Annotated in this window: 12 protein-coding genes and 1 pseudogene; 9 read left to right on the top strand and 4 right to left on the bottom strand. The window is 55.4% G+C overall.

The annotated features are described in order from the left end of the window. Positions 1–5: 5 nt before the first annotated feature. Positions 6–1475: a nitrate reductase subunit beta gene (narH, locus tag ACR1UW_RS10530; RefSeq protein ID WP_289666445.1), complete on the bottom strand. Its 1470-nt coding sequence runs from the start codon at positions 1473–1475 to the stop codon at positions 6–8. After that, a complete protein-coding gene (locus ACR1UW_RS10525) occupies positions 1465–5151 on the bottom strand; it encodes a nitrate reductase subunit alpha (protein WP_498933227.1) in 3687 nt (1228 codons plus the stop codon). The genes narH and ACR1UW_RS10525 overlap by 11 nt, the downstream gene beginning before the upstream one ends. A gap of 171 nt (positions 5152–5322) precedes the next feature. Between ACR1UW_RS10525 and ACR1UW_RS10520 the strand changes: the two genes are divergently transcribed. The 7 genes and pseudogenes from ACR1UW_RS10520 to ACR1UW_RS10490 all read left to right on the top strand — a co-directional run bounded on the left by ACR1UW_RS10520 (position 5323) and on the right by ACR1UW_RS10490 (position 13930). Beyond that, a complete protein-coding gene (locus tag ACR1UW_RS10520) occupies positions 5323–5826 on the top strand; it encodes a metal-dependent hydrolase (RefSeq protein WP_011231316.1) in 504 nt (167 codons plus the stop codon). A gap of 34 nt (positions 5827–5860) precedes the next feature. Then, positions 5861–6212: pseudogene (locus ACR1UW_RS10515) on the top strand (alpha/beta hydrolase); the annotation flags it as partial. Positions 6213–6358: 146 nt separating this feature from the next. Next, positions 6359–10519, top strand: a complete 4161-nt coding sequence (locus ACR1UW_RS10510; protein WP_498933225.1) for a bacteriocin-processing peptidase family protein — start codon at positions 6359–6361, stop codon at positions 10517–10519. Between the two features lie 81 nt (positions 10520–10600). Continuing rightward, the gene (locus tag ACR1UW_RS10505) at positions 10601–10870 is read left to right on the top strand and encodes a hypothetical protein (protein ID WP_015374914.1); all 270 of its coding nucleotides are present in this window, start codon (positions 10601–10603) and stop codon (positions 10868–10870) included. Between the two features lie 42 nt (positions 10871–10912). After that, the gene (gene yidC / locus ACR1UW_RS10500; RefSeq protein ID WP_100659234.1) at positions 10913–11662 is read left to right on the top strand and encodes a membrane protein insertase YidC; all 750 of its coding nucleotides are present in this window, start codon (positions 10913–10915) and stop codon (positions 11660–11662) included. 166 nt (positions 11663–11828) lie between these two features. After that, positions 11829–12380, top strand: coding sequence for a cysteine hydrolase family protein (locus tag ACR1UW_RS10495; protein WP_015374912.1), 552 nt, complete (start codon positions 11829–11831; stop codon positions 12378–12380). A gap of 80 nt (positions 12381–12460) precedes the next feature. Continuing rightward, complete coding sequence (locus ACR1UW_RS10490) at positions 12461–13930, top strand: nicotinate phosphoribosyltransferase (RefSeq protein WP_015374911.1); 1470 nt, start codon at positions 12461–12463, stop codon at positions 13928–13930. 384 nt (positions 13931–14314) lie between these two features. Here ACR1UW_RS10490 and pepF read toward each other — a convergent pair whose 3' ends face one another. Continuing rightward, the gene (gene pepF, locus ACR1UW_RS10485; protein ID WP_498933222.1) at positions 14315–16171 is read right to left on the bottom strand and encodes a M3 family oligoendopeptidase; all 1857 of its coding nucleotides are present in this window, start codon (positions 16169–16171) and stop codon (positions 14315–14317) included. Positions 16172–16260: 89 nt separating this feature from the next. On the opposite strand from pepF, the gene ACR1UW_RS10480 reads away from it, so the two are divergent. Both ACR1UW_RS10480 and ACR1UW_RS10475 read left to right on the top strand, forming a co-directional pair. Beyond that, complete coding sequence (locus tag ACR1UW_RS10480; RefSeq protein ID WP_049625996.1) at positions 16261–17151, top strand: aldo/keto reductase; 891 nt, start codon at positions 16261–16263, stop codon at positions 17149–17151. Positions 17152–17163: 12 nt separating this feature from the next. Then, positions 17164–19320 carry a DNA topoisomerase III gene (locus ACR1UW_RS10475; RefSeq protein WP_498933219.1) on the top strand — a complete coding sequence of 719 codons (2157 nt, stop codon included), beginning with the start codon at positions 17164–17166 and terminating at the stop codon, positions 19318–19320. A gap of 184 nt (positions 19321–19504) precedes the next feature. Here ACR1UW_RS10475 and ACR1UW_RS10470 read toward each other — a convergent pair whose 3' ends face one another. Then, positions 19505–20386, bottom strand: a complete 882-nt coding sequence (locus ACR1UW_RS10470; protein WP_289651093.1) for a glycerophosphodiester phosphodiesterase family protein — start codon at positions 20384–20386, stop codon at positions 19505–19507. Between the last annotated feature and the right edge of the window lie 162 nt (positions 20387–20548).

Genomic DNA, 20548 nt, shown 5'->3' with positions numbered 1-20548 from the left:
TCCTTTTACAGCGTGCCGCAAGCGCCCGGGCCGCCGGCGAACGCCAGCCCGCAGCTGCCTTGTTCGGCGTAGAGGTCAGCGACTTCTTCGTGGTGCGATGCTGGAATGACGAAGCGGTCTTCGTATTTGGCAATCGCGAGCAAACGGTACATCTCTTCAATGTCTTCACGGCTTAAGCCGAGCGATTCAATGAGACGGGTGTCCGGCTGTTTGTTCGTTTGTTTCGCCCGCATGTATGAGCGCATGGCTGCCATTTTTTTCAATGTCGTGCGGATGTGCGCCGTATCGCCCGCCGTCAGCAAATTCGCCAAATATTCGATCGGAATGCGCATTTCATCAATGGCCGGGAAGATGTCATCGGCGCTCGCTTGGCTTCCTTTTCCTTCGATCGTATTCATGATCGGGCTCAGCGGCGGAATGTACCATACCATTGGCAGCGTCCGGTATTCCGGATGCAGCGGCAAAGCGATTTTCCAGTCGACGATCATTTTGTAAATCGGCGAGCGCTGTGCGGCGGCGATCCATTCGTCTGGGATGCCCGCTTCTTTCGCGGCGGCGGCGACGGCTGGATCGTTTGGATCAAGGAAAATATCAAGCTGGGCGTGGTACAGCTGTTTCTCATCTGTGACGCTCGCCGCTTCTTTCACTTTGTCAGCGTCATACAGCATCACACCGATGTAACGGATGCGGCCGACGCACGTTTCCGAACAAATCGTCGGCATGCCGGCTTCGATGCGCGGGAAGCAGAGCGTGCATTTTTCCGCTTTGTTCGTTTGCCAGTTGAAATACACTTTTTTGTACGGACAGCTTGTGACGCAATACCGCCAAGCGCGGCAGGCGTTTTGGTCGACGAGGACGATGCCGTCCTCGTCGCGTTTGTACATGGCGCCTGACGGGCAGCTCGATACGCATGACGGATTGAGGCAATGCTCGCAAATGCGCGGCAAGTACATCATAAAGACATTCTCAAATTCCGTTTGGATCGCCTGCTCCATTTTGACAACGTTCGGATCACGCAAACCGGTGATATGGACGCCGGCCAGATCGTCTTCCCAGTTCGGCCCCCATGACAGCTCCATCCATTCGCCGGTGATGCTTGATTTCGGCCGCGCCACTGGCTGGTATTGTTTTAGCGGGCTGTTCGTCAACGTTTCATAGTCGTAATTCCACGGTTCGTAGTAATCGTCGATCGTAGGCTGGTACGGATTGTAGAACAAGTTGACGAGCCGCATCGCTTTCGAGCCGGATTTGAGCCGTAGTTCGCCGTTTTTCAACTCCCAGCCGCCTCTATACTTCTCTTGGTTTTCCCATTGTTTCGGATAGCCGATTCCGGGTTTCGTTTCAACGTTGTTAAAGTACATGTATTCAGCGCCGGGGCGGTTCGTCCATGTGTTTTTGCACGTGACGCTGCACGTATGGCAGCCGATGCATTTGTCCAAATTCATCACCATGCCGACTTGCGCTTTAATCTTCAAGCCAATCAACCTCCTCGAGTTTGCGGATGACGACGTACAGGTCGCGTTGGTTGCCCGTCGGTCCGTAATAGTTGAATCCGTAGCTTAACTGTGCATATCCGCCGATCATATGCGTCGGCTTTACGTGGATGCGCGTCGGGCTGTTGTGCGTGCCGCCGCGGTTGTTTGTCAGCTTCGTGCCCGGCACGTTAATATGGCGGTCTTGCGCGTGGTGCATAAACGCCATGCCGCGCGGCAGCCGGTGGGAGACGACGGCGCGGGCGACGACGACGCCGTTTTCGTTGAAACATTCGATCCAGTCGTTGTCGTTGATGCCGGCTTCGGCCGCATCATCTTTGTTCATCCACACGGTCGGCCCGCCGCGGAAAAGCGTCAACATCGGCAAGGAGTCGAAATACATGCTGTGGATCGACCATTTGTTATGCGGCGTCAAATAGTTCAAGATGACTTCCTTTCCGTTTTCTTTCGGGCGTTTGTTTGAAAACGGACGGTGCGGCAAGACCGGTTTGAACGTCGCCATCGTTTCGCCAAACTCGCGCATCAGTTCATGATCGATGTAAAACGACTGCCGGCCGGTCAACGTCCGCCACGGGATGAGCCGTTCGACGTTCGTCGTAAACGGCGAGTAGCGCCGCCCGCCTTTTTCCGAGCCGCTGAACGCCGGCGAGGTGATGACCGTTTTCGGCTGGGCGGTGATTTGTTCAAACGTAAAGCATTCTTCCTCGCGTTCTTTCGCTAAATCGGCCAATTTCAAATCCGTCTTTTTCTCAAGCGCCTCCCACGCTTTCACCGCCATTTTGCCGTTTGTAGTTGATGACAGCGTCAAAATCGCTTCAGCCGCTTTTTTCGCTTCGCTGATATCCGGGCAGCCGTCGGCGATGGAAGCGCGCCGGACAGTGCCGAGCCGGCGTTTCAACTGTTCATACTCGTCTTTCGCTGACCAGGCAATCCCTTTTGTGCCGATCGGCTGGCGGGCGACGTTCGGACCCAGGGCGGTCATTTGATCGTAAATGAGCGTATAGTCGCGCTCGATGACATGAATGTTCGGCATCGTTTTGCCCGGAATCGGTTCAGTTTCGCCTTTGCTCCAGTCTTTCACTTCACCGAACGGCTGCGCCAGCTCTTGCGCCGTATCGTGCAACAGCGGAGTGGCGACGACTTCTTTCATCGGCTTTAAGCCGGCTTGTTTGGCGACATCAGATACGGCTTTCGCAAGTGATTTGAAAATATCCCAGTCCGAGCGCGCTTCCCAGAGCGGAGGCACGGCTGGATTGAACGGATGGATGAACGGATGCATATCCGTGCTGCTTAAGTCATGTTTTTCATACCATGTCGCTGCCGGCAGGACGACATCGGAGTAGAGCGCTGTGCCGGCCATGCGGAAGTCCAAGTTGACAAGCAGATCGAGCTTGCCTTCCGGCGCTTCATCGCGCCAGCGGATTTCTTCCGGGCGCAGGCTGTCGCGGTCATCGTTTAACAAGCCGTTCGTCGTGCCAAGCAAATGTTTTAAGAAGTATTCGTGCCCTTTGCCGGAGCTTGAGATTAAGTTGGCGCGCCAGACGATCAAGTTGCGCGGAAAATTCGCCTCGTTGTCCGGATCTTCGATCGCAAACTGCAATTCTTTCTTTTTCAGCTGTTTCGCGACGTAGGCGCCGATCTCTTCCGGCGTGCGGGCTCCATGGCTTACTGCTTCGTTATACAGCTCGATGCCGTTTTTGTTAAACGTCGGGTACGACGGCAGCCAGCCAAGCCGCGCGGCCAAGACGTTGTAATCGCCAGGGTGTGAATAGCGCGCTTTTTTGGCCAGCGGTGAGATGAGCTCATCGACCGGCCGCTCTTCATAGCGCCATTGGTCGGTCGCAAAGTAAAAGAATGACGTGCCGTTTTGCAATTTCGCTGGTCCGACCCAGTCGCGGGCGGTGGCGATTGTCTGCCATCCTTCCACCGGCCGCAGCTTTTCCTGCCCGACGTAATGGGCCCAACCGCCGCCATTCACCCCTTGGGCGCCGACGAACAAGACAAGGTTCAAGACGGCGCGGTAAATCGTATCGGAGTTGAACCAATGGTTGATCCCGGCGCCGACGATGATCATCGACCGGCCGTTTGTGTCGATCGCGTTGTCGGCAAACTCACGGGCGATTTTCACGACGAGTTCGCGGTCGACGCCGGTGATCGCTTCTTGCCATGCTGGCGTGAATGGCACCTCGTCATCGTACGAGCGGGCGACTGTGCCGCCGATGCCGCGGTCAATGCCGTAGTTGGCCAAAATCAAATCATAGACGGTCGTGACGTAAACGTCTCCTGTTACGGTTTGCACTTTTTTCACTGGAACCGCGCGTTCGATCGTTTTTCCGCCCTCAGCGGTGAAATATGGAAGCTGGATCGAGATGACTTCATCTTCGCTCCCTAAAAACGACAGGCGTGGCTCAAGCGGCTGTTCTGTTTCCTCATCAACAAGACGCAAGTTCCATTTTCCTTTGTCTTCCCAGCGAGCGCCGATCGTTCCATTCGGCACGACAAACGAGTCGGTGTTTTCATCATAGATGACCGGCTTCCATTCGGCATTGTTCGTTTGTTTGCCAAGGTCTTTCGCCAACAAGAAGCGGCCGGCCGTCCATGTGCCGCCGTTTTGTTTTAAGGTGACGACAAACGGAAAATCGGTGTACGTTTTGGCATATCGTTCAAAATATGGAACGGTCCGTTTGACGTAATATTCGTTTAAAATAACATGTCCCATCGCCATCGCCAAGGCGCCGTCCGTCCCTTGCTTCACCGACAGCCAGTCGTCGGCGAATTTTGTCGACTCGGCGTAATCTGGGCTGACGGAGACGACTTTCGTGCCGCGGTAGCGCACTTCGGCTAAAAAGTGAGCGTCCGGAGTCCGGGTGAGCGGGACGTTCGAGCCCCAGGTGATGATGTAGCCGGCGTTGTACCAGTCGCTTGACTCCGGCACGTCCGTTTGGTCGCCCCAAATTTGCGGCGACGCCGGCGGCAAGTCGGCGTACCAATCATAGAAGCTTAACATCGGCCCGCCCATCAGCTGCATGAAGCGCGATCCGGCGGCATGGCTGACCATCGACATGGCTGGAATCGGGGAGAAGCCGACGTTGCGGTCCGGGCCGTATTTGACGACCGTATACAATAAAGAAGCGGCGACAAGCGTCAATGCTTCATCCCAGCTGACGCGCACGAATCCGCCCTTCCCGCGCGCCTGTTTGTAGCGCTTCGCTTTTTCGCGGTCTTCAACGATGCTTTTCCACGCCTCAAGCGGGTTGTTTGGATGATGGGAGAGCGCCTCGCGCCACATGTCAAGCAAGATGCCGCGGACATACGGGTATTTGACGCGCAGCGGGCTGTACATATACCATGAGAAGCTCGCGCCGCGCGGGCAACCGCGCGGTTCAAAGTCCGGCATATCCGGCCCGGTCGACGGATAGTCGAGCTGCTGTCCTTCCCAGGTGACGATGCCGTTTTTGACGTAAATGTTCCAGCTGCACGACCCCGTGCAGTTGACGCCATGGGTCGAGCGGACGACTTTGTCGTGCTGCCAGCGGCGACGGTACGCATCTTCCCAGGCGCGGTCGCCGTAGGTTGTTTCGCTATGGCCGTCGGCTTGGCGCTCGATCGGCCGAATATATTTGAAACGGTTGGCAAGCGGAGATCGTTTTCGTTTCATTTGCTTCACTCCTTATTAGCGTTGTGTACTTTTAACTATAGCCATGATGTTAATAACGCGATGTTAACTTTGTCACACTTTGCATCATTGTCACAAATCCGTCAAAAAAACGAACGAATATTCTTTTCTGTGGTATAATGGGGAAAACGATAAAAGTTTGAGGGGATTTCGTTGCGATACTCCAGCCATGTCATTGCCACATTATGCCTCGGCGCGGCGGCGGCCGCGCATACAAAGCTGCCGTTTACCGCCGCCTATACGGCGGGGCTTGTCATCGGCAGCCTTCTTCCTGACATTGACGAGCCGTCGTCATACGTCGGCCGCCGTTCGTTCGGCGTCGCGGGGAAAGTAAAAGAAGCGTTCGGCCATCGCGGCATGACGCATTCGCTCATCGTCTGGGGGGTGCTTGCCGCCCTCGTCTGGCGCGACTCGGCGTCGCCGTTTACCGCTGGGCTCGTGCTCGGCTACTTGTTTCATATTGTGGAAGACTTTTTTTCTGTTCAAGGGGTGCCGCTGTTTTGGCCGTTTTCGTCCAAGCGGTGGAAAGTGCCGCTCTATCGGACGGGAAAAGGGATGGAGAAAGCATTGGTTGGCATCGCTTGGATCGCATTCGTCTATTTTGGCGTCAACGGCTTGTTTCACGAATGGTGGCGGTCATGGTTGTCGATGTGGTAACGGCGTCCGATCAAAAAAAGGAAAAAAGAGGTGCGGCGGCGAGCTGCCGAGGTATTCTGGATTCGATCGGTTCGGACTTGAAAAATCCGGATGTGAAAGAGCTGGCATACGAGAAAACGCCGACCGCTTCGCTTCTTCAGCTGGCTAGGCTGATGGCACAGACAAAAGCGAAACTCGATCGCATCGTCTGTCCGGCGTTGATTTTTGTCTCCGACGAAGATCACGTCGTGCCGCCGGGAAACGCCGACATCATCTTTCAAGGCATTTCATCGACGGAGAAAGAGATCGTCCGCCTCCGAAACAGCTACCATGTGGCGACGCTCGATTACGACCAACCGATGATTATTGAACGGTCTCTCGAATTTTTCGCCAAGCACGCCGGATAAAACGAATCGGTATATGGCTGATCCTGTTCAAAGGAGAGGCCATTTTTTGTTTGTCGGTATTTTTGTGAAAAAATATGTGGCTGTTTTGCCGGGCTTGTTCTACACTTAATAAATAGCTGGAAAAAGAATAAGGGAGTTTTCTTTGTATGAATCATATCAAACCGATCGCATTGCTCGTTGAAGAAAAACGAATCGTGGATGCCCTTGCCCAGGTGCGGCCGCATTTAGAAAACATGGGATTGTTTCAATGGCGGCCGCTCATGGCTTCGTGGGACGAGATCGAACCGTTTCGGACGCTTGTCCGCCTGTTCGACTACGCGCTTATGTACCGGCATAGCGGGCTTGTCGCCCGGTACGCCCACCGGAAGTTCAACACGCTGCAGACGCTCGCGTGGTTGTGCGACGAATGGATCGATCAACGCCGGCCGCTCGATGTGGAAGAGGCGCTCACTCCGCGCCTGACCGCCGCGCTCGAAGGCCGGGTGGAGGAGCCGAGGGAAGCGATCGCCCGGGCGGCGTTTGCGTTGGTGCGCGCTTTATTGGATATGCAGCGGATCGATGAGGCGCACGAATGGATGGATGTGGTTGCCCGCTATGAGACGGCGCCGATGCATGACAAGTGGGGCTATTTTTATATCGAGACCGGCGACCGGAAGCGCGCCGAACAGGTGATTCGCGCCGGTCTCGACGACTCGGAGCGCGGCGATATGTGCTATTTGCTTCTTGCCGATTTGTATGCGCTCGATGGCCGCCACCGCGAGGCGCTTGCCGTTTTGGAAGAAGGAAAGCAGCGTTTTCCGCAAGTGTTAGCGTTTTACGCTGAGCGCGTGCGCCGCCTGCGCGATGTGCGCGCCTACCGCGAGGCGCTCGCGGCGATGGAGGAACTTGACCGCCTGAATCCGCTTCATATGCATCGCCGTTATTTCGCCCATTTGCGCGCCGAACTGTATTACCAGCTTGAGGAATGGGAGAAGCTTGAATCGCTTGTGAAAGCGGAGCCGCAGCTTGAAAAAACGCCGTACGCCCGCGCGCTTGGGCGGCAAGGGAAACGGTCGGTGGCGCTGCCGCTTGTGCCGGTCGTGCAAAAGCACAACTATTGCGTGCCGGCGAGTCTGGAAATGATGCTTCGATTGCTTGGTTCCCCCCGCACGCAGGATGAAGTGGCCGAACATATTTTTGATGTGCGCGGATCGAAGCTGTCCACGACCGTACATTATTTGGAAGATCTTGGATTTGTTTGCCGCTTTTTCATCGGCACGCTGCCGCGCTGGAAGCGGCTCATTGATGAGGGCGTTCCGGTGCTGTTGAGCGTCGATTACGAACAGTCATCACACGTCCAAGTGCTGTTTGGCTATGACGAACGGCTCGAGGCGTTTTATGTGCAAGACCCGAATCTGTTTGATCCGTTTGTCGTTTCCGAGGACGAGCTTGCCAAGTGGTATGCAGGGACGCATTATTTGTCGATTGTGGCGCTTCCCCGGGAAAAAGCGGCGCTCGCCGCCGAGCTTCCGGAGGAGGAGGACCGCTATTTCCGTGAGCTGCACGCGTTGGCTGAAAAGATGGACGAGGACGAACAGGCGCATTTCGCCGCCTTTGTCGCCTTTTTGCGCCAGCATGAGCACATCCCGTACACATGGCTGTATGTCATGAAGCATTTCGGCAGCGACGAGGCGAAGCCGCTTGTGTTGGATTACACCAGGCGCGTCTTGAGCGAGTATCCCGAACATAACGACTTGCTGCTGATGGCGGCGAAAGCGTACGTCTACACGCAAGAAATGGAGAAGGCTGAAGACGTGCTCAAACGGGTGAAAGGAAAGGCGCAAAGCCCGCTCTACCATTATTTGCGCGGGCGCATTGCCTTTTTTGCCAGCCGCTATGAAGAGGCGGCCCGCTATTTTCGCACCTCGCTCCAGTTGGACCCAGACCAGCCGGAAGTGTGGAGCTATTTCGGGCTCACCTCGGCGTACGCCGGTCATATCGAAAAAGGGCTCATCTCTTCGCGCGTGGCAGTCAGCCTGTATCCGGGCGATTTGTTTATCGAAACGAATCACGGTGTGCTGTTGTTCCATGCGAAGCGGTTCGCCGAAGCGCGCGACTGGTTTGATCGTCTTGTGCGCCGCGAGCGGCGGGATGCCCAGCTTTGGTATGAGCGGGCCCGCTGCGACATGGAGCTCGGCCGAAGACGCAAGGCGGAACGCGGCTTTGGCGTCGCCAAAGCGCTCGACCCGCAGGAACCGCATCCGTATTTGATGTTGGCTGACTTGTATGATGATGCCGGTGATCGGGAAAAAGCGAAAGCGGTGCTGGAAGAGGGGCTGGCCGCTGCTAGACGCTTGGCGCCGCTTTACGTCCGTCTTGGCGATCTCTATATGGAGGAAGGGGAGGCGGAACAAGCGGTTTCGTGCTACAAAGAGGCGGTCCGTCATGACCGCGATGACGTGTTCGCCCATCTCGGCTTGGCGTCTGCCCTTGCGGAGCGCGGGGATATGGATGAGGCGCGCCGGTATGTGATCGAGCAGCGCGCCCGTTTTGCCGCCAACAGCGAATATTGGCTGAACGCGGGAAGATGGCTTGTCGCCCATGGGTTCGCCGACGAGGAGGAAGGACGCGAGACGGCGCTGTCGTGGTTGGAAGAAGGGTTGCGTCTGGCTGAGTTTGAGGCGGAAGAAGCGTACGAGTTTTACCTTGATCAGCTGGCAACGCCGTCTTTAGAGGAACGCGGCCGGGCGTTTTTAGAGCAGCTTGTCTCGGCTCGCCCGACACTCGCTTCGGCCCATTCCGCTCTCGGCGCCCTTTATGAACGGCAAGGCCGACTGTCGAAGGCCATGGCGTTTTACCGAGAAGCTGCCGCCATGGGCCATGCGCTTTCCCTCTTCCGGCTCGCGGAGCTGTGCGCCTCGCTTGGACGCCACGAAGAGGCGAAACAACAGTATGAGGCTTGTCTCAAAGCCGATCCATCGTTTGTCCTTTGCCATTTTCGCTTAGCTTCACTCTATGAGGCGGAAGAAAACGAAGAGCGGCAGCACGCGCATTTGCTTCAGGCGGTGCGCTTGGCCCCGAAGCGCATCGATATGGAGCAGCTTGCCGCGATCGCGGAGCCTTCCGCGCTTCTCCGCGCGTTGGCTGACGCCCGTCCGCATGCAGGGGAGGCGTGGTATTACGACAGCCTTGGATATGTTTATGGAGCGCTTGAGCGCCGCGATCAAGAAAAGGCGGCCGTCGAGAAGGCGCTTGCTCTTGACCCGGACCATCCTGAAGTGCTCCGCCATTGGGCGATGGTGCTGATCGCGGAAGGAAGCCAAAAAGAGGCGGCGAAACTGCTCGAACAGTTGATGGTGCGCCATCCGGACGATGAATCGTTGTACCCGTTGTATGTGGCTCTCTTTCCGAAAACGATGCGCGGCTTAGGGAAGCTGCGCCATCGACTCGAGCGGCTGAAGGCAAGCCGCGAGGCGAAAAGCGTGATGTATCGGAACACCGCCTCGGCTCTTTTCCCGTATTTTGGCGAGGAGCAGGGGGGGCATGACGAACCGGTGCGATGGTGGACAAAAGCGAAAGAATGGGTCGGCACCGTTGTCTTGTTTTCGATTGTGACCGATTTCTACGACGAAGCGATTCGCCTCAACCGTAGCGATGCGGAAGCCTACAGGCGGCTCGCCCGCTTATATGCCGCGCTCGAATTGGACAGCGATGCCGTGAAAACGTGGCGCAAAGCGCTCGCCCGCGTTTGGGATCCGTCTTTGGCGCAAGAATTTGTGGAATATTTATTGGCCGCCGATGAGGAAAGAAAACGCGAGGAAGCGAAGCGCTGGCTGGAGCGGCTGCTGGCTGATGACCCGGATGATGTCGACCTGCGCGTGTTGCAGGCGGTCGTTTGGCTTCAAGAAGGACAGCGCGAGAAAGCCGAGCGGCAGCTCGAGGAGATTGTGGCGGAAGAACCGCTCGCCCGTGAGGCGCTCATGTTGCTTGGCGAGCATTATATGGAAACGGGCCGCTATCAAGAAGCGGCGGCGCTTTGGGAGCGCTATGCTGATTGGTATCCTGAGGATGAAGAGTTCCATATGCAGCTTGCGGCTGTTTATGAAGAAGCGGGGCGCATCGATCAGGCGCTCGCGGCCATCGAGCGGTGCGTCCATATGGCCAACGATGCCCGGCTTCGCTACGAACGAGCCCGCTATCTCGCGCTGCTTGGACGCTTCGATGAGGCGAAAGAAGAGCTTCGGGCGGCGCTGGCGGCCGATGAAAGCGGGGAGCTGGCCGTCTTGGCAGCCGACGAGCCGGCATTTCACCGCTTGGAGCGGATGTGATCAATTGTTGCTTTTCTTTCGGTTGAAAGTTTGCTATTGTATGGAAAGAGAACAATCGACAGGCGAAAGGGAGGTGGACGCATGGAAGCGCCTATTGATTTGCTTGTGTATATGTCGCTTGTCGGCGCGCTATGGATCATCATGAAAGGACATACGAGCGCGCGCCGGATGGCAGGTTCGCTGTTTTATGAACCGGCGTTGGCCGCGGTTCGCGAGCATGAAGCAGAGGGAGGCGCCGAACGGGCGGCGCTTCCATGGCGCCCGCTGTTTTTGCCGCAACGGCGGAAAATTCCCGTTCGGGAACGGACAAGCCGAACGGATGAGGATGGAAGGCCCTTTCCTTTATGTTGAAACGGCATGATTTTGCAACATGATATTGAAGGAGGGCTTTTCATGAAAAAATGGGTATTGGTGCTGCTTGGCGCCGTTTTGCTTCTTGCCGGCTGCAACCGCAACGAACCGATCGACGAACATAGCCAAGGCATTTGGAACCATTATTTTGTCTATCCAATGTCGAAGCTTCTTTTGACGCTTGGGCACTGGTTTGGCGACAATTACGGCATCGCCATTATCGTGCTGACGCTCATCGTCCGCTTTTGCTTGCTGCCGCTCATTTTGAAGCAGTTCCGCGCATCGATCGCCATGCAAAAACTGCGCCCGGAGCTTATGAAGCTGCAAGAAAAATATAAAAGCAAAGACCCGGAAACGCAGCGCAAGCTCCAGCAAGAAATGATGCAGCTGTATCAAAAGCACGGCGTCAACCCGGCGAGCGGCTGCCTGCCGGTGCTCATTCAAATGCCGATTTTTATGGCGCTGTATTACGCGATTTCGCGGACGCAAGAAATTAAAACGCATTCGTTCTTATGGGTCGAGCTCGGCCATCGCGATCCGTATTTCATTTTGCCCGTTTTAGCGGCGTTGACGACGTTCATCTCGCTCCGCCTGTCGCCGTCGATGGCTGAAGAACAAATGCCGCAAATGGTGATGATGTCGTACATCGTGCCGGTCATGATTTTTATCGGCGCCAGCTCCGTTCCATCGGCGCTGTCGCTCTATTGGGTCGTCGGCGGCTGCTTCTCGATCATCCAGTCGCTCATTTTGCGTGCTCAAATGAAAGCGGCCAAAGCGGCGGAAAACAGCTAAAACGACTTCGACAATCCCCTGTCTGCTTCAAAGCAGGCAGGGGATTTGTTGTCTTGTCTGCTGTCCATATTGCTATGATATAATGGTAGAAAAGCCCAACAAGATGTAGGCGGGATGAAAAAACAGCAACCCGACCATGCAGGAAGAGGAAAAGGAGTGAACGGGAATGAACAAAGCGCTTATTAACATCGACTACACCGTCGATTTCATCGCCGATCATGGCGCGCTTACATGCGGGAAACCGGGGCAGGCGATTGAAAAAGAGCTCGTGCGGGTGACGAAACAGTTTATTGACAACGGTGATTTTGTCGTCTTTGCCATTGACAAGCATGTGGCGGGAGACGACTATCATCCGGAAACGAAGTTGTTTCCGCCGCATAACATTGAAGGGACGGAGGGGCGAAAACTGTACGGGGAGCTCGAGGCGGTGTATCAGGGGAACAAGCATAAAAACAATGTGTATTGGATGGACAAAACGCGCTACAGCGCGTTCGCCGGAACGGATTTGGAGCTGAAATTGCGCGAAAGAGGCATCACGGAAGTGCATTTGGTCGGCTGCTGCACCGATATTTGCGTTCTTCATACGGCGGTCGATGCGTACAACAAAGGATTTCGCATCGTCGTCCACCGGCGGGCGGTGGCGAGCTTCGACGCGGCGGGACACGAATGGGCGCTCCGCCATTTTCGCCATACGCTAGGCGCAGAAATAGTGGAATAATGGAGAAAACATGATAGAATAGACGATGAACATTGTTTTATTCGGCGGCGCCGTCATTCGTGTGTTGGAGGTAGCAATTCATGAAGACATATGCTGATGACAGTTTGATGCTTCATACGGACTTATATCAAATCAATATGGTCGAGACGTATTGGGAAGATCGTATGCATGAGCGCCGCGCTGTGTTTGAAGTGTTTTTCCGCAAGCTGCCGTTTGGCAACGGCTATGCGGTGTTCGCTGGGTTGGAGCGTGTCATTCAGTTTTTGCAACAGTTCCGATTTTCTGACAGCGACATCGACTATTTGCGCCAAGAACTTGGTTACCGCGACGACTTTTTAGACTATTTGCGGACGCTTCGCTTCACCGGCACGGTCCGTTCGATGCGCGAAGGGGAAGTGGTGTTTGCCAATGAACCGATTATGCGCATCGAGGCGCCGCTTGCGGAGGCGCAGCTCATTGAAACCGCCATTTTAAACATCATCAATTTTCAGACGCTCATCGCCACGAAAGCGTCGCGCATTAAGCATATTCTCGGGGATGAGCCGGCCTTGGAGTTCGGCAGCCGGCGGGCGCAGGAGATGGATGCGGCGCTTTGGGGCGCGCGCGCAGCGTATATCGGCGGGATTGAGGCGACATCAAACGTGCGTGCCGGGAAGCTGTTTGGCATTCCGGTCGCCGGAACGCACGCCCATTCGATGATTCAAGCGTATCAGGATGAATACACCGCCTTTTTGAAGTATGCACGCCGTCATAAAGACTGTGTCTTTCTTGTCGATACGTACGATACGTTGAAGTCCGGGGTGCCAAACGCCATTCGCGTCGCGAAGGAGCTGGGCGACCAAATCAACTTTATCGGCATCCGCATCGACAGCGGCGATTTGGCCTATTTGTCGAAAGAAGCGCGGAAAATGCTCGATGAAGCCGGATTTCCGAACGCGAAAATTTTCGCCTCGAACGATTTGGATGAAGATACGATTTTAAACTTGAAGTCGCAAGGGGCGAAAATCGATGTGTGGGGGATCGGCACAAAGCTCATTACGGCGTACGATCAGCCGGCGCTCGGCGCCGTGTACAAAATGGTGGCGATTGAAAACGAACGCGGTGAGATGGTCGATACGATCAAAATCAGCGGCAATCCAGAGAAAGTGACGACGCCGGGGCTGAAGCGGGTGTACCGCATCGTCAACAAAATCAACCATAAAGCGGAAGGCGACTACATCGCCTTAGAGAGCGAAAACCCGCAGCAAGAAGAGCGGCTGAAAATGTTCCATCCGGTGTACACGTTCATCAGCAAATTCGTCACCAATTTCGAAGCGCGTGATTTGCATGTGACGATCTTCGACAACGGCCGGCTGGTGTATACGTCGCCGCCGCTTCCGGACATTCAAGCGTACGCAAAAGAAAGCTTGCGCTTGTTTTGGGAGGAGTACAAACGGACGCTCAATCCCGAGCAATATCCCGTCGATTTGAGCCAAGCGTGTTGGGACAATAAGATGGAAAACATCCGCAAGGTGAAAGAAAAAATTGCCGGCGCATCTTTAAGTGAATAACTGTCTTGGCTGCGGGGCAAGCGCATGGTGTCGCTTTGTGCGCGATCGACCGCCTTAACCGGTCCCGCGCGTTGCAACGCAAAGCGATATTCTTCTTTCCGCCGCAACAACAAAGGTGTCCCGAACGGCGCGGGACACCTCTTTCATGTATATAGATGCAACAAAGAAGTTTAACATATCCTTGACAGAAAAGTGGTTTGCCCATTTTTGACTGTCGAAGGCAAGCGTGTGGCTTGCCTCCGTCACGCCTTAGCGTGACGGAAGACCGAACAACGACTCGCTTCACAGACCCATTCATGGGTCTGGAAGCGGCGTTGTTCGGTCACTCGACAGTCGGATGCAATGACCGGCAAAGACGAAAAATGTTAAAGCTTTAAATTGCATCTATATAGACCGCTGACGGTTTTGGCTTGACAGCTGCCGATCGAGCTCGTCGACGAGTTCGGCGAAATGATCTAAGACCCGCTCGATCGGTTCGGGGCTTGTCATATCCACTCCGGCTCGCTTGAGCAGACGGATCGGATCATCGGATGCGCCGGAGCGCAAAAATTGTTTGTACCGCTTCACCGCCTTGCCGCTTGCATCGGTTTGGATGTCGCTCACAATGGTGTACGACGCCGCGAGCGAAGTGGCATATTTGTATACATAAAAGGCGTCATAAAAATGCGGGATGCGCAGCCAGCCGCGCGCGGCGCCGGGATCGGCGGCGTACGCCGGGCCGTAATACGTTTTCAGCAGGCCAAGCCAAAGATGGTTCAGTTCGTCCGCTGTCAGACTGCCGCCTTGGCGCACTTTGTCATGAATGATCCGCTCAAATTCGGAATACATCACTTGCGTGTACAACGTGCCGCGGATTTGCTCGATTTGTTCGATGAGCAGGCGGAGTTTTTCTTCTTTTGTTTTCGCCTGTTTGTATAAATAATCGAGCATGAGCCATTCGTTCGCGGTCGAGGCGACTTCGGCGGTGAAAATCGAATGGCCGGCATAATGGTACGGCTGCGCGCGGTTCGTGTAGACGGAATGCATAGCGTGCCCAAGCTCGTGGGCCATTGTCAATACGCCATCAAGCGAACCGTTGTAATTGAGCAAGATGAACGGATGGGTGTCATACGCTCCCGTGTTGTAGCCGCCGGTATATTTTTTCGGGCGCGGGAAGACATCAATCCATCGTTCTTGAAACGCTCGGTGCACCTGTTTGATATAGTCGGCGCCGAGCGGCTTGAGCCCTTCCAAAATCAACGTCTTCGCTGTTTCGACCGGAATCGGCTTCATTGTTTCACCGACAAGCGGCACGTACAAGTCATAGCTATGGACGCGGTCAAGCCCGAGCGCGCGCCGCCGCAGTTCGACATAACGGTGAAGCGCCGGCAAGTGGCGGCGAGTGGCGGCGATTAAGTTGTCGAACACTTCCTTTGGTACGTCATCGGCGGCCAGCGCGGCGGCCAGGCCGGATGGATAGCGGCGCACGTTCGCATACAATTCATCCGCTTTGACCGAGGCATACAGCGTCGCGGCTGCGGTTTGTTCCATGGCTTCATAACTTTTGGCTTTCGCTTCAAACGCCGCCTTTCGATAGCGGCGGTCCGGGTGCTCGAGCATGGCGGCGTATTGGTCGTCGGTCAATGTCACCGTTTTTCCGTTCGGCATCGTGACAGATGGCGGCTCGTAATCGCCGCGGGCGGCGTGGTCATAAATGTTCTCCGCCTCGCCGAGCGCCGGCGATAGTTTCGCGAGCAGCTGTTCTTCGCGTTTCGTGAGCGTATGCGGCTTTTGCTCACGCAACTCATGGAAGTAATAGCGGTACGCTTTCAGCGGTTTGCTTTTTTGGAGCTTCCTGAGCGTCCGCTCTGGAAGGGCGAGCAGTTCCGGCTCGATAAACGCTGTTTTCGCCGCATATTGGGCGGCGAGCGCTTCCACTTTTGCCCCAAGCCGGGCCGCTGCCTCGTCTTCAATGTTCAGATCGCGTTTTAAATGGGTGTAAAGCGACAGTTTTTCGAGCTTGCGGGCCGTTTGTTCGTTGAGGGCGAACAGTTTGGCGATCGTCTTTGCATTATCGAGTTTTCCTTCAAACGCCGCCAGTTTCGGCAAGGCGTTTTGCACCGCCTTGTAGTCGTGCATCCACTCGGCTTCGGATGGATAAATGTCGGCTAGGTTCCATTCGTATGCGGTTTCGGCGGCTGATGCCGGCCATGGGGAGGCGAAAAGAAGCACAGCGGCGAGCCCAAGAAGCCAGCGCTTCATATCATCACGTCCTTTCCGTTTTTTCCTCTTGTTGGTAGTATGCGCAAGCGGAACGATTTTAGCCAAAAATAAAGAAAGGGAGACAATCAATGGAACGAATTCGGTTGGCGGACGATTTGACGTTTTCCCGCCTCATTCACGGCTGTTGGCGGCTTGCGGACTGGGGCTATTCGCGCGAGCAGCTGCTCGGGCTCATTGAATTTTGTCTTGAGCGCGGCATTACGACGTTTGACCATGCTGATATTTACGGCGACTATACGTGTGAATCGCGCTTTGGCGAAGCACTGGCGTTAAAGCCAAGCTTGCGCGGTCAGATCGAGATCGTGACGAAATGCGGCATCAAGCTGCCATCGAAGTACGGGATGAAATTATACGATACAAGCAAAAATCATATCATCGCTTCGGTTGAGCAATCCCTTCGACACTTCCATACCGATTATATTGATGTATTGCTTATCCACCGCCCGGATCCGTTTATGAACCCGGAAGAGGTGGCCGAGGCGTTTCTCCAACTCAAGCAGGATGGAAAAGTGCGCTATTTTGGCGTTTCCAACTTTAAACGTTCGCAGTGGGAAATGCTTCAGTCGTATTTGCCGTTTCCGCTCGTGACCAACCAAATCGAAGTATCGGCGTATCGGTTGGAAAATCTTGAAGACGGCACCGTTGACCTTTGCCTTGAGAAGCGCATTCCGCCAATGGTATGGTCGCCGCTCACCGGCGGGGCGATTTTTTCCGCTGACGATGACCGGGCGGTGCGGTTGCGCGGGACGCTTGAACAAGTGCGGGGTGAGGTGGGCGCTGAGACGATCGACGAAGTGTTGTACGCGTGGCTTCTCGTTCATCCAGCGCGGATGATGCCGATTGTCGGCTCGGGGAAACAAGAACGCATCGAGCGGGCGGTGCGGGCGTTGTCGCTTCCGCTTTCCCGCGAGCAATGGTTCGCTATCTTACAAAGCTCCATGGGGCATGATGTGCCGTAAGGGGAGAGGACGATGAAGGTCATTATCGCAGAAAAGCCGGACCAAGGGGCGACGCTCGCCTCAATTTTTCGGACGAAAAAACGGCAAGGCTATATCGAAATTTTGCCGAATGACTTGTTTCCCGACGGGGCGTATATGACATGGGCGATCGGGCATTTGTTCCAGCTCGCCCCGCCGGAGCGGTATCGGCCGGAGTGGAAGCGGTGGACGCTCGGCACGTTGCCGATCATCCCGGAACGGTTTGAGTATGAGATCGAAAAAGCGAAGGCGAAACAGTTTCAAGTGGTCAAGGAACTGTTGCGAAAGCCGGAAGTGACGGAAATCATCCATGCCGGCGACGCGGGGCGCGAAGGGGAGCTCATTGTGCGCAACCTCATCCGCCTAAGCGGCGTCAACAAGCCGATCAAGCGGCTTTGGCTGTCGTCCTTGACCCCGAAGGCGATCGAGGAAGGGTTCCGCCGCCTGCTTGATGAACGGACGACGCGCCCGCTCTATGAGGAAGCGTACGCTCGCGCCTGCGCGGATTGGCTCGTCGGCATGAACGCCTCGCGCGTGTACAGCCTCTTGCTGAAGGAGCGCGGGATGAACGATGTGTTTTCCGTCGGGCGCGTGCAGACGCCGACATTGGCGCTGATCGTCCGGCGTGAGCGGGAAATTGAGCAGTTCCGCCCTGAACCGTTTTGGGAAGTCGTCGCTTCGTTTGTCATCGGCGATAAGCGCTATGAAGGAAAATGGACGGATGAAAACGGCCAAACGCGCCTCAAGGACGAGGAGATGGCGAAAAAGATCGCTGCCTTTTGCCAAGGAAAAGGAGCGGAAGTCGCCGACGTCCGCACGGAGCGGAAAACGTATCAGCCGCCGCTGTTGTTCAACTTATCGACGCTGCAAGCGACAGCGAACAAGTTGTATCGCTTCTCGCCGAAAAAGACGCTTGATGTGCTGCAGTCACTCTACCAAAAAGGGATCGTTTCGTATCCTCGTTCCGATTCGATGCATGTGACGAAAGGGGAAGCGGAAACGTTCCCTGCCATTTTGCAAAAGCTGTCCTCGTTTCCGGCGTACGCTTCGTATTTTCCGTTGCCGCAGCCGTCGATTTTACAGAATAAACGTTATGTAAACGAGAAAAAGGTGACGGACCATTACGCCATTATCCCGACCGAGCAAGTGGTGGATCCCGAGAAGCTGTCAGCCGACGAACGGAAGGTGTACGATTTGGTCGTCCGCCGCCTAATTGCCGCCCACCATCAGGCGGCGGTCATCGATTATACGACCGTCACGACGCTCGTTGACGGCCGGGCCCGCTTTGTTTCGAAAGGAAGACAAGTCGTCGAGGAAGGATGGCGCGCGGTCATCCGCCCGCATGAGGAGGAGAAAGATGCTGCGCTGCCTCTCCTTGAGCGAGGGGAGGCGGGGGAAGCGGCCGCTGTCAAGGTGAAAGAAGGGAAGACCGAGCCGCCGAAACGGTATACCGAAGGCGAACTCATCACCTTGATGAAAACGGCGGGAAAATTTTTGGACGATGAGGAACTGGAAAAAGTGCTCGCCAAAACGGAAGGGCTTGGCACGGAAGCAACAAGGGCGGCGATCATTACCATGCTGAAAGAGCGGAAGTATATTGAAGTGAAAAACAACCTCGTATATGCGACCGACAAGGCGAAAGTATTGATCGAGGCGCTCGGCGGCACGATTCTCGCCTCGCCGGAAATGACGGCGAAATGGGAGCAGCGCTTAAGCGAAATCGGCGAAGGGAGCGCCTCTCCCGCTGCCTTTATGGAACAGGTGAAAAAGTTGGCGCAAAAAGTGGTCGCTGACGCCATCGCCGCTGCGCCGAATTGGAATTTCAGAGGGGTTGACACCGCCTCGATCCAACGGACAAGGAAGAAAAAAACGATGGGCGAGAAGCTTGGACCGTGCCCGCTTTGCGGCGGGACCGTCGTCGACAAAGGAACGTTGTACGGTTGCGACCAGTACGCGAAAACAAAATGCCCGTTTACGATTTCCAAACGCATTCTCGGCAAATCGATTTCGGCGGCCAATGTGAAAAAACTGCTTTCTCAAGGAAAAACGAATGTCATCAAAGGATTCAAAAAAGGCGAGAAAACGTTTGACGCCATACTCGTTTGGGATGAAAACGAGAAGAAATTATCGTTTCAGTTTCCGAAGCGATGACGAAAGCAACACGAGTGGGGGACGGGAGGTTTGGCGAAAAAGCGGACCGATGGCGGACCGCCGATCTGACCTCCTTTTTCTCAAATGATGAACCGAATCGGATCAAATGGGAACGATTTTCGTTTTTATTAACCGTCATAACATTATGTAAAGAATGAGTTCCCCCTGGCTCCCTGAAGGCGGGTCAATGACGGGGCAAACGACGGCAGGCGGCAATGCGGCCAGGGCGGTCTGGATAATCGGTGAACACACCGTCCACGCCCATGGCGCATAGGCGAGCGAGATCGTGTGGTTCATTGACGGTATAGACGTGAACCATGAGCCCGCGGCCATGGGCGGCGCGCACCCACTCTTCGGTGACGGCTGAGAGCGGCAAGCCGATGCCATCGGCATAGACGGCGATTTGTTGCAACAGCTCGTCGCGGCCACTTCGCGCTTCCTTTTCGCCGACCAATTGAATGAGCGGGACGCCGCGCGGGATGAGCGGGCGGAGCGCCTGCAAACTTTCTGGATGGAACGATTGAAACATGACGCTTCCGCGCTGGAGAACGCCGTGTTTTTGCAATAGGCGGGCGACCGCCCGTTCGATGCCGGGCTGTTTCGTTTCGACGTACAACGGAACGTTTACACGTTCCGCTTTCAGCATCCGAACCACCTCATCAAGCGTCGGAACGCATTCGCCGGCAAAGCGTGGATCGAACCACGATCCGGCATCCAATTTTTTGAGCTCACGCAATGAAAAATCGCTGACCCGCCATGGCGACCGGTGCGGGTAAACCGTTTCGACATTTGTCGTCCGGGCGAGCGTCGCATCATGCAGGACAACGAGCTTCCCGTCTTTCGTTGCGCGCACATCGACTTCGATATAATCGGCATTCATGCGGGCGGCGAGGCGGTAGGATGAGAGCGTATGCTCCGGCGCGTGTCCGGACGCGCCGCGGTGGGCGATGACGGTGGTTTTCGGCTGGCTGGGTGGCTGCCAGGCAGCCGCGGCCGCTAAGACGATCGGCAGCGATAACAAAAACAATGCGCAAAGATAGAAGCGAAAAACCGTGATCCGGCGCATAGACATCTCTCCCCTTCCAGTATCATATCAGGAAAACAAGTGTTAGGGGAATACGGGGTGATATAGTGGGGAAAGGGTGCTTGTACCGATAGTGTCGCACATCAAGCAAAAGAATATTCAGGTTGATGCATAACGTGCACCATCATGCCGCATACTGTAAAC

Origin of the sequence: Geobacillus lituanicus (assembly GCF_050994965.1) — a bacterium.
Classification (GTDB): Bacteria; Bacillota; Bacilli; order Bacillales; family Anoxybacillaceae; genus Geobacillus; species Geobacillus stearothermophilus.
The sequence above is the reverse complement of the archived record's forward strand: the minus strand, read 5'-3'. Positions and strand labels throughout refer to the sequence as shown.

What these genes read in the sequence shown, in the direction of transcription:
- ACR1UW_RS10525 (WP_498933227.1), bottom strand. Translation starts at nt 5,151, where the DNA reads ATGAAACGAAAACGATCTCCGCTTGCCAACCGTTTCAAATATATTCGG.
- ACR1UW_RS10510 (WP_498933225.1), top strand. Translation starts at nt 6,359, where the DNA reads ATGAATCATATCAAACCGATCGCATTGCTCGTTGAAGAAAAACGAATC.
- ACR1UW_RS10505 (WP_015374914.1), top strand. Translation starts at nt 10,601, where the DNA reads ATGGAAGCGCCTATTGATTTGCTTGTGTATATGTCGCTTGTCGGCGCG.
- yidC (WP_100659234.1), top strand. Translation starts at nt 10,913, where the DNA reads ATGAAAAAATGGGTATTGGTGCTGCTTGGCGCCGTTTTGCTTCTTGCC.
- ACR1UW_RS10495 (WP_015374912.1), top strand. Translation starts at nt 11,829, where the DNA reads ATGAACAAAGCGCTTATTAACATCGACTACACCGTCGATTTCATCGCC.
- ACR1UW_RS10490 (WP_015374911.1), top strand. Translation starts at nt 12,461, where the DNA reads ATGAAGACATATGCTGATGACAGTTTGATGCTTCATACGGACTTATAT.
- pepF (WP_498933222.1), bottom strand. Translation starts at nt 16,171, where the DNA reads ATGAAGCGCTGGCTTCTTGGGCTCGCCGCTGTGCTTCTTTTCGCCTCC.
- ACR1UW_RS10480 (WP_049625996.1), top strand. Translation starts at nt 16,261, where the DNA reads ATGGAACGAATTCGGTTGGCGGACGATTTGACGTTTTCCCGCCTCATT.
- ACR1UW_RS10475 (WP_498933219.1), top strand. Translation starts at nt 17,164, where the DNA reads ATGAAGGTCATTATCGCAGAAAAGCCGGACCAAGGGGCGACGCTCGCC.
- ACR1UW_RS10470 (WP_289651093.1), bottom strand. Translation starts at nt 20,386, where the DNA reads ATGCGCCGGATCACGGTTTTTCGCTTCTATCTTTGCGCATTGTTTTTG.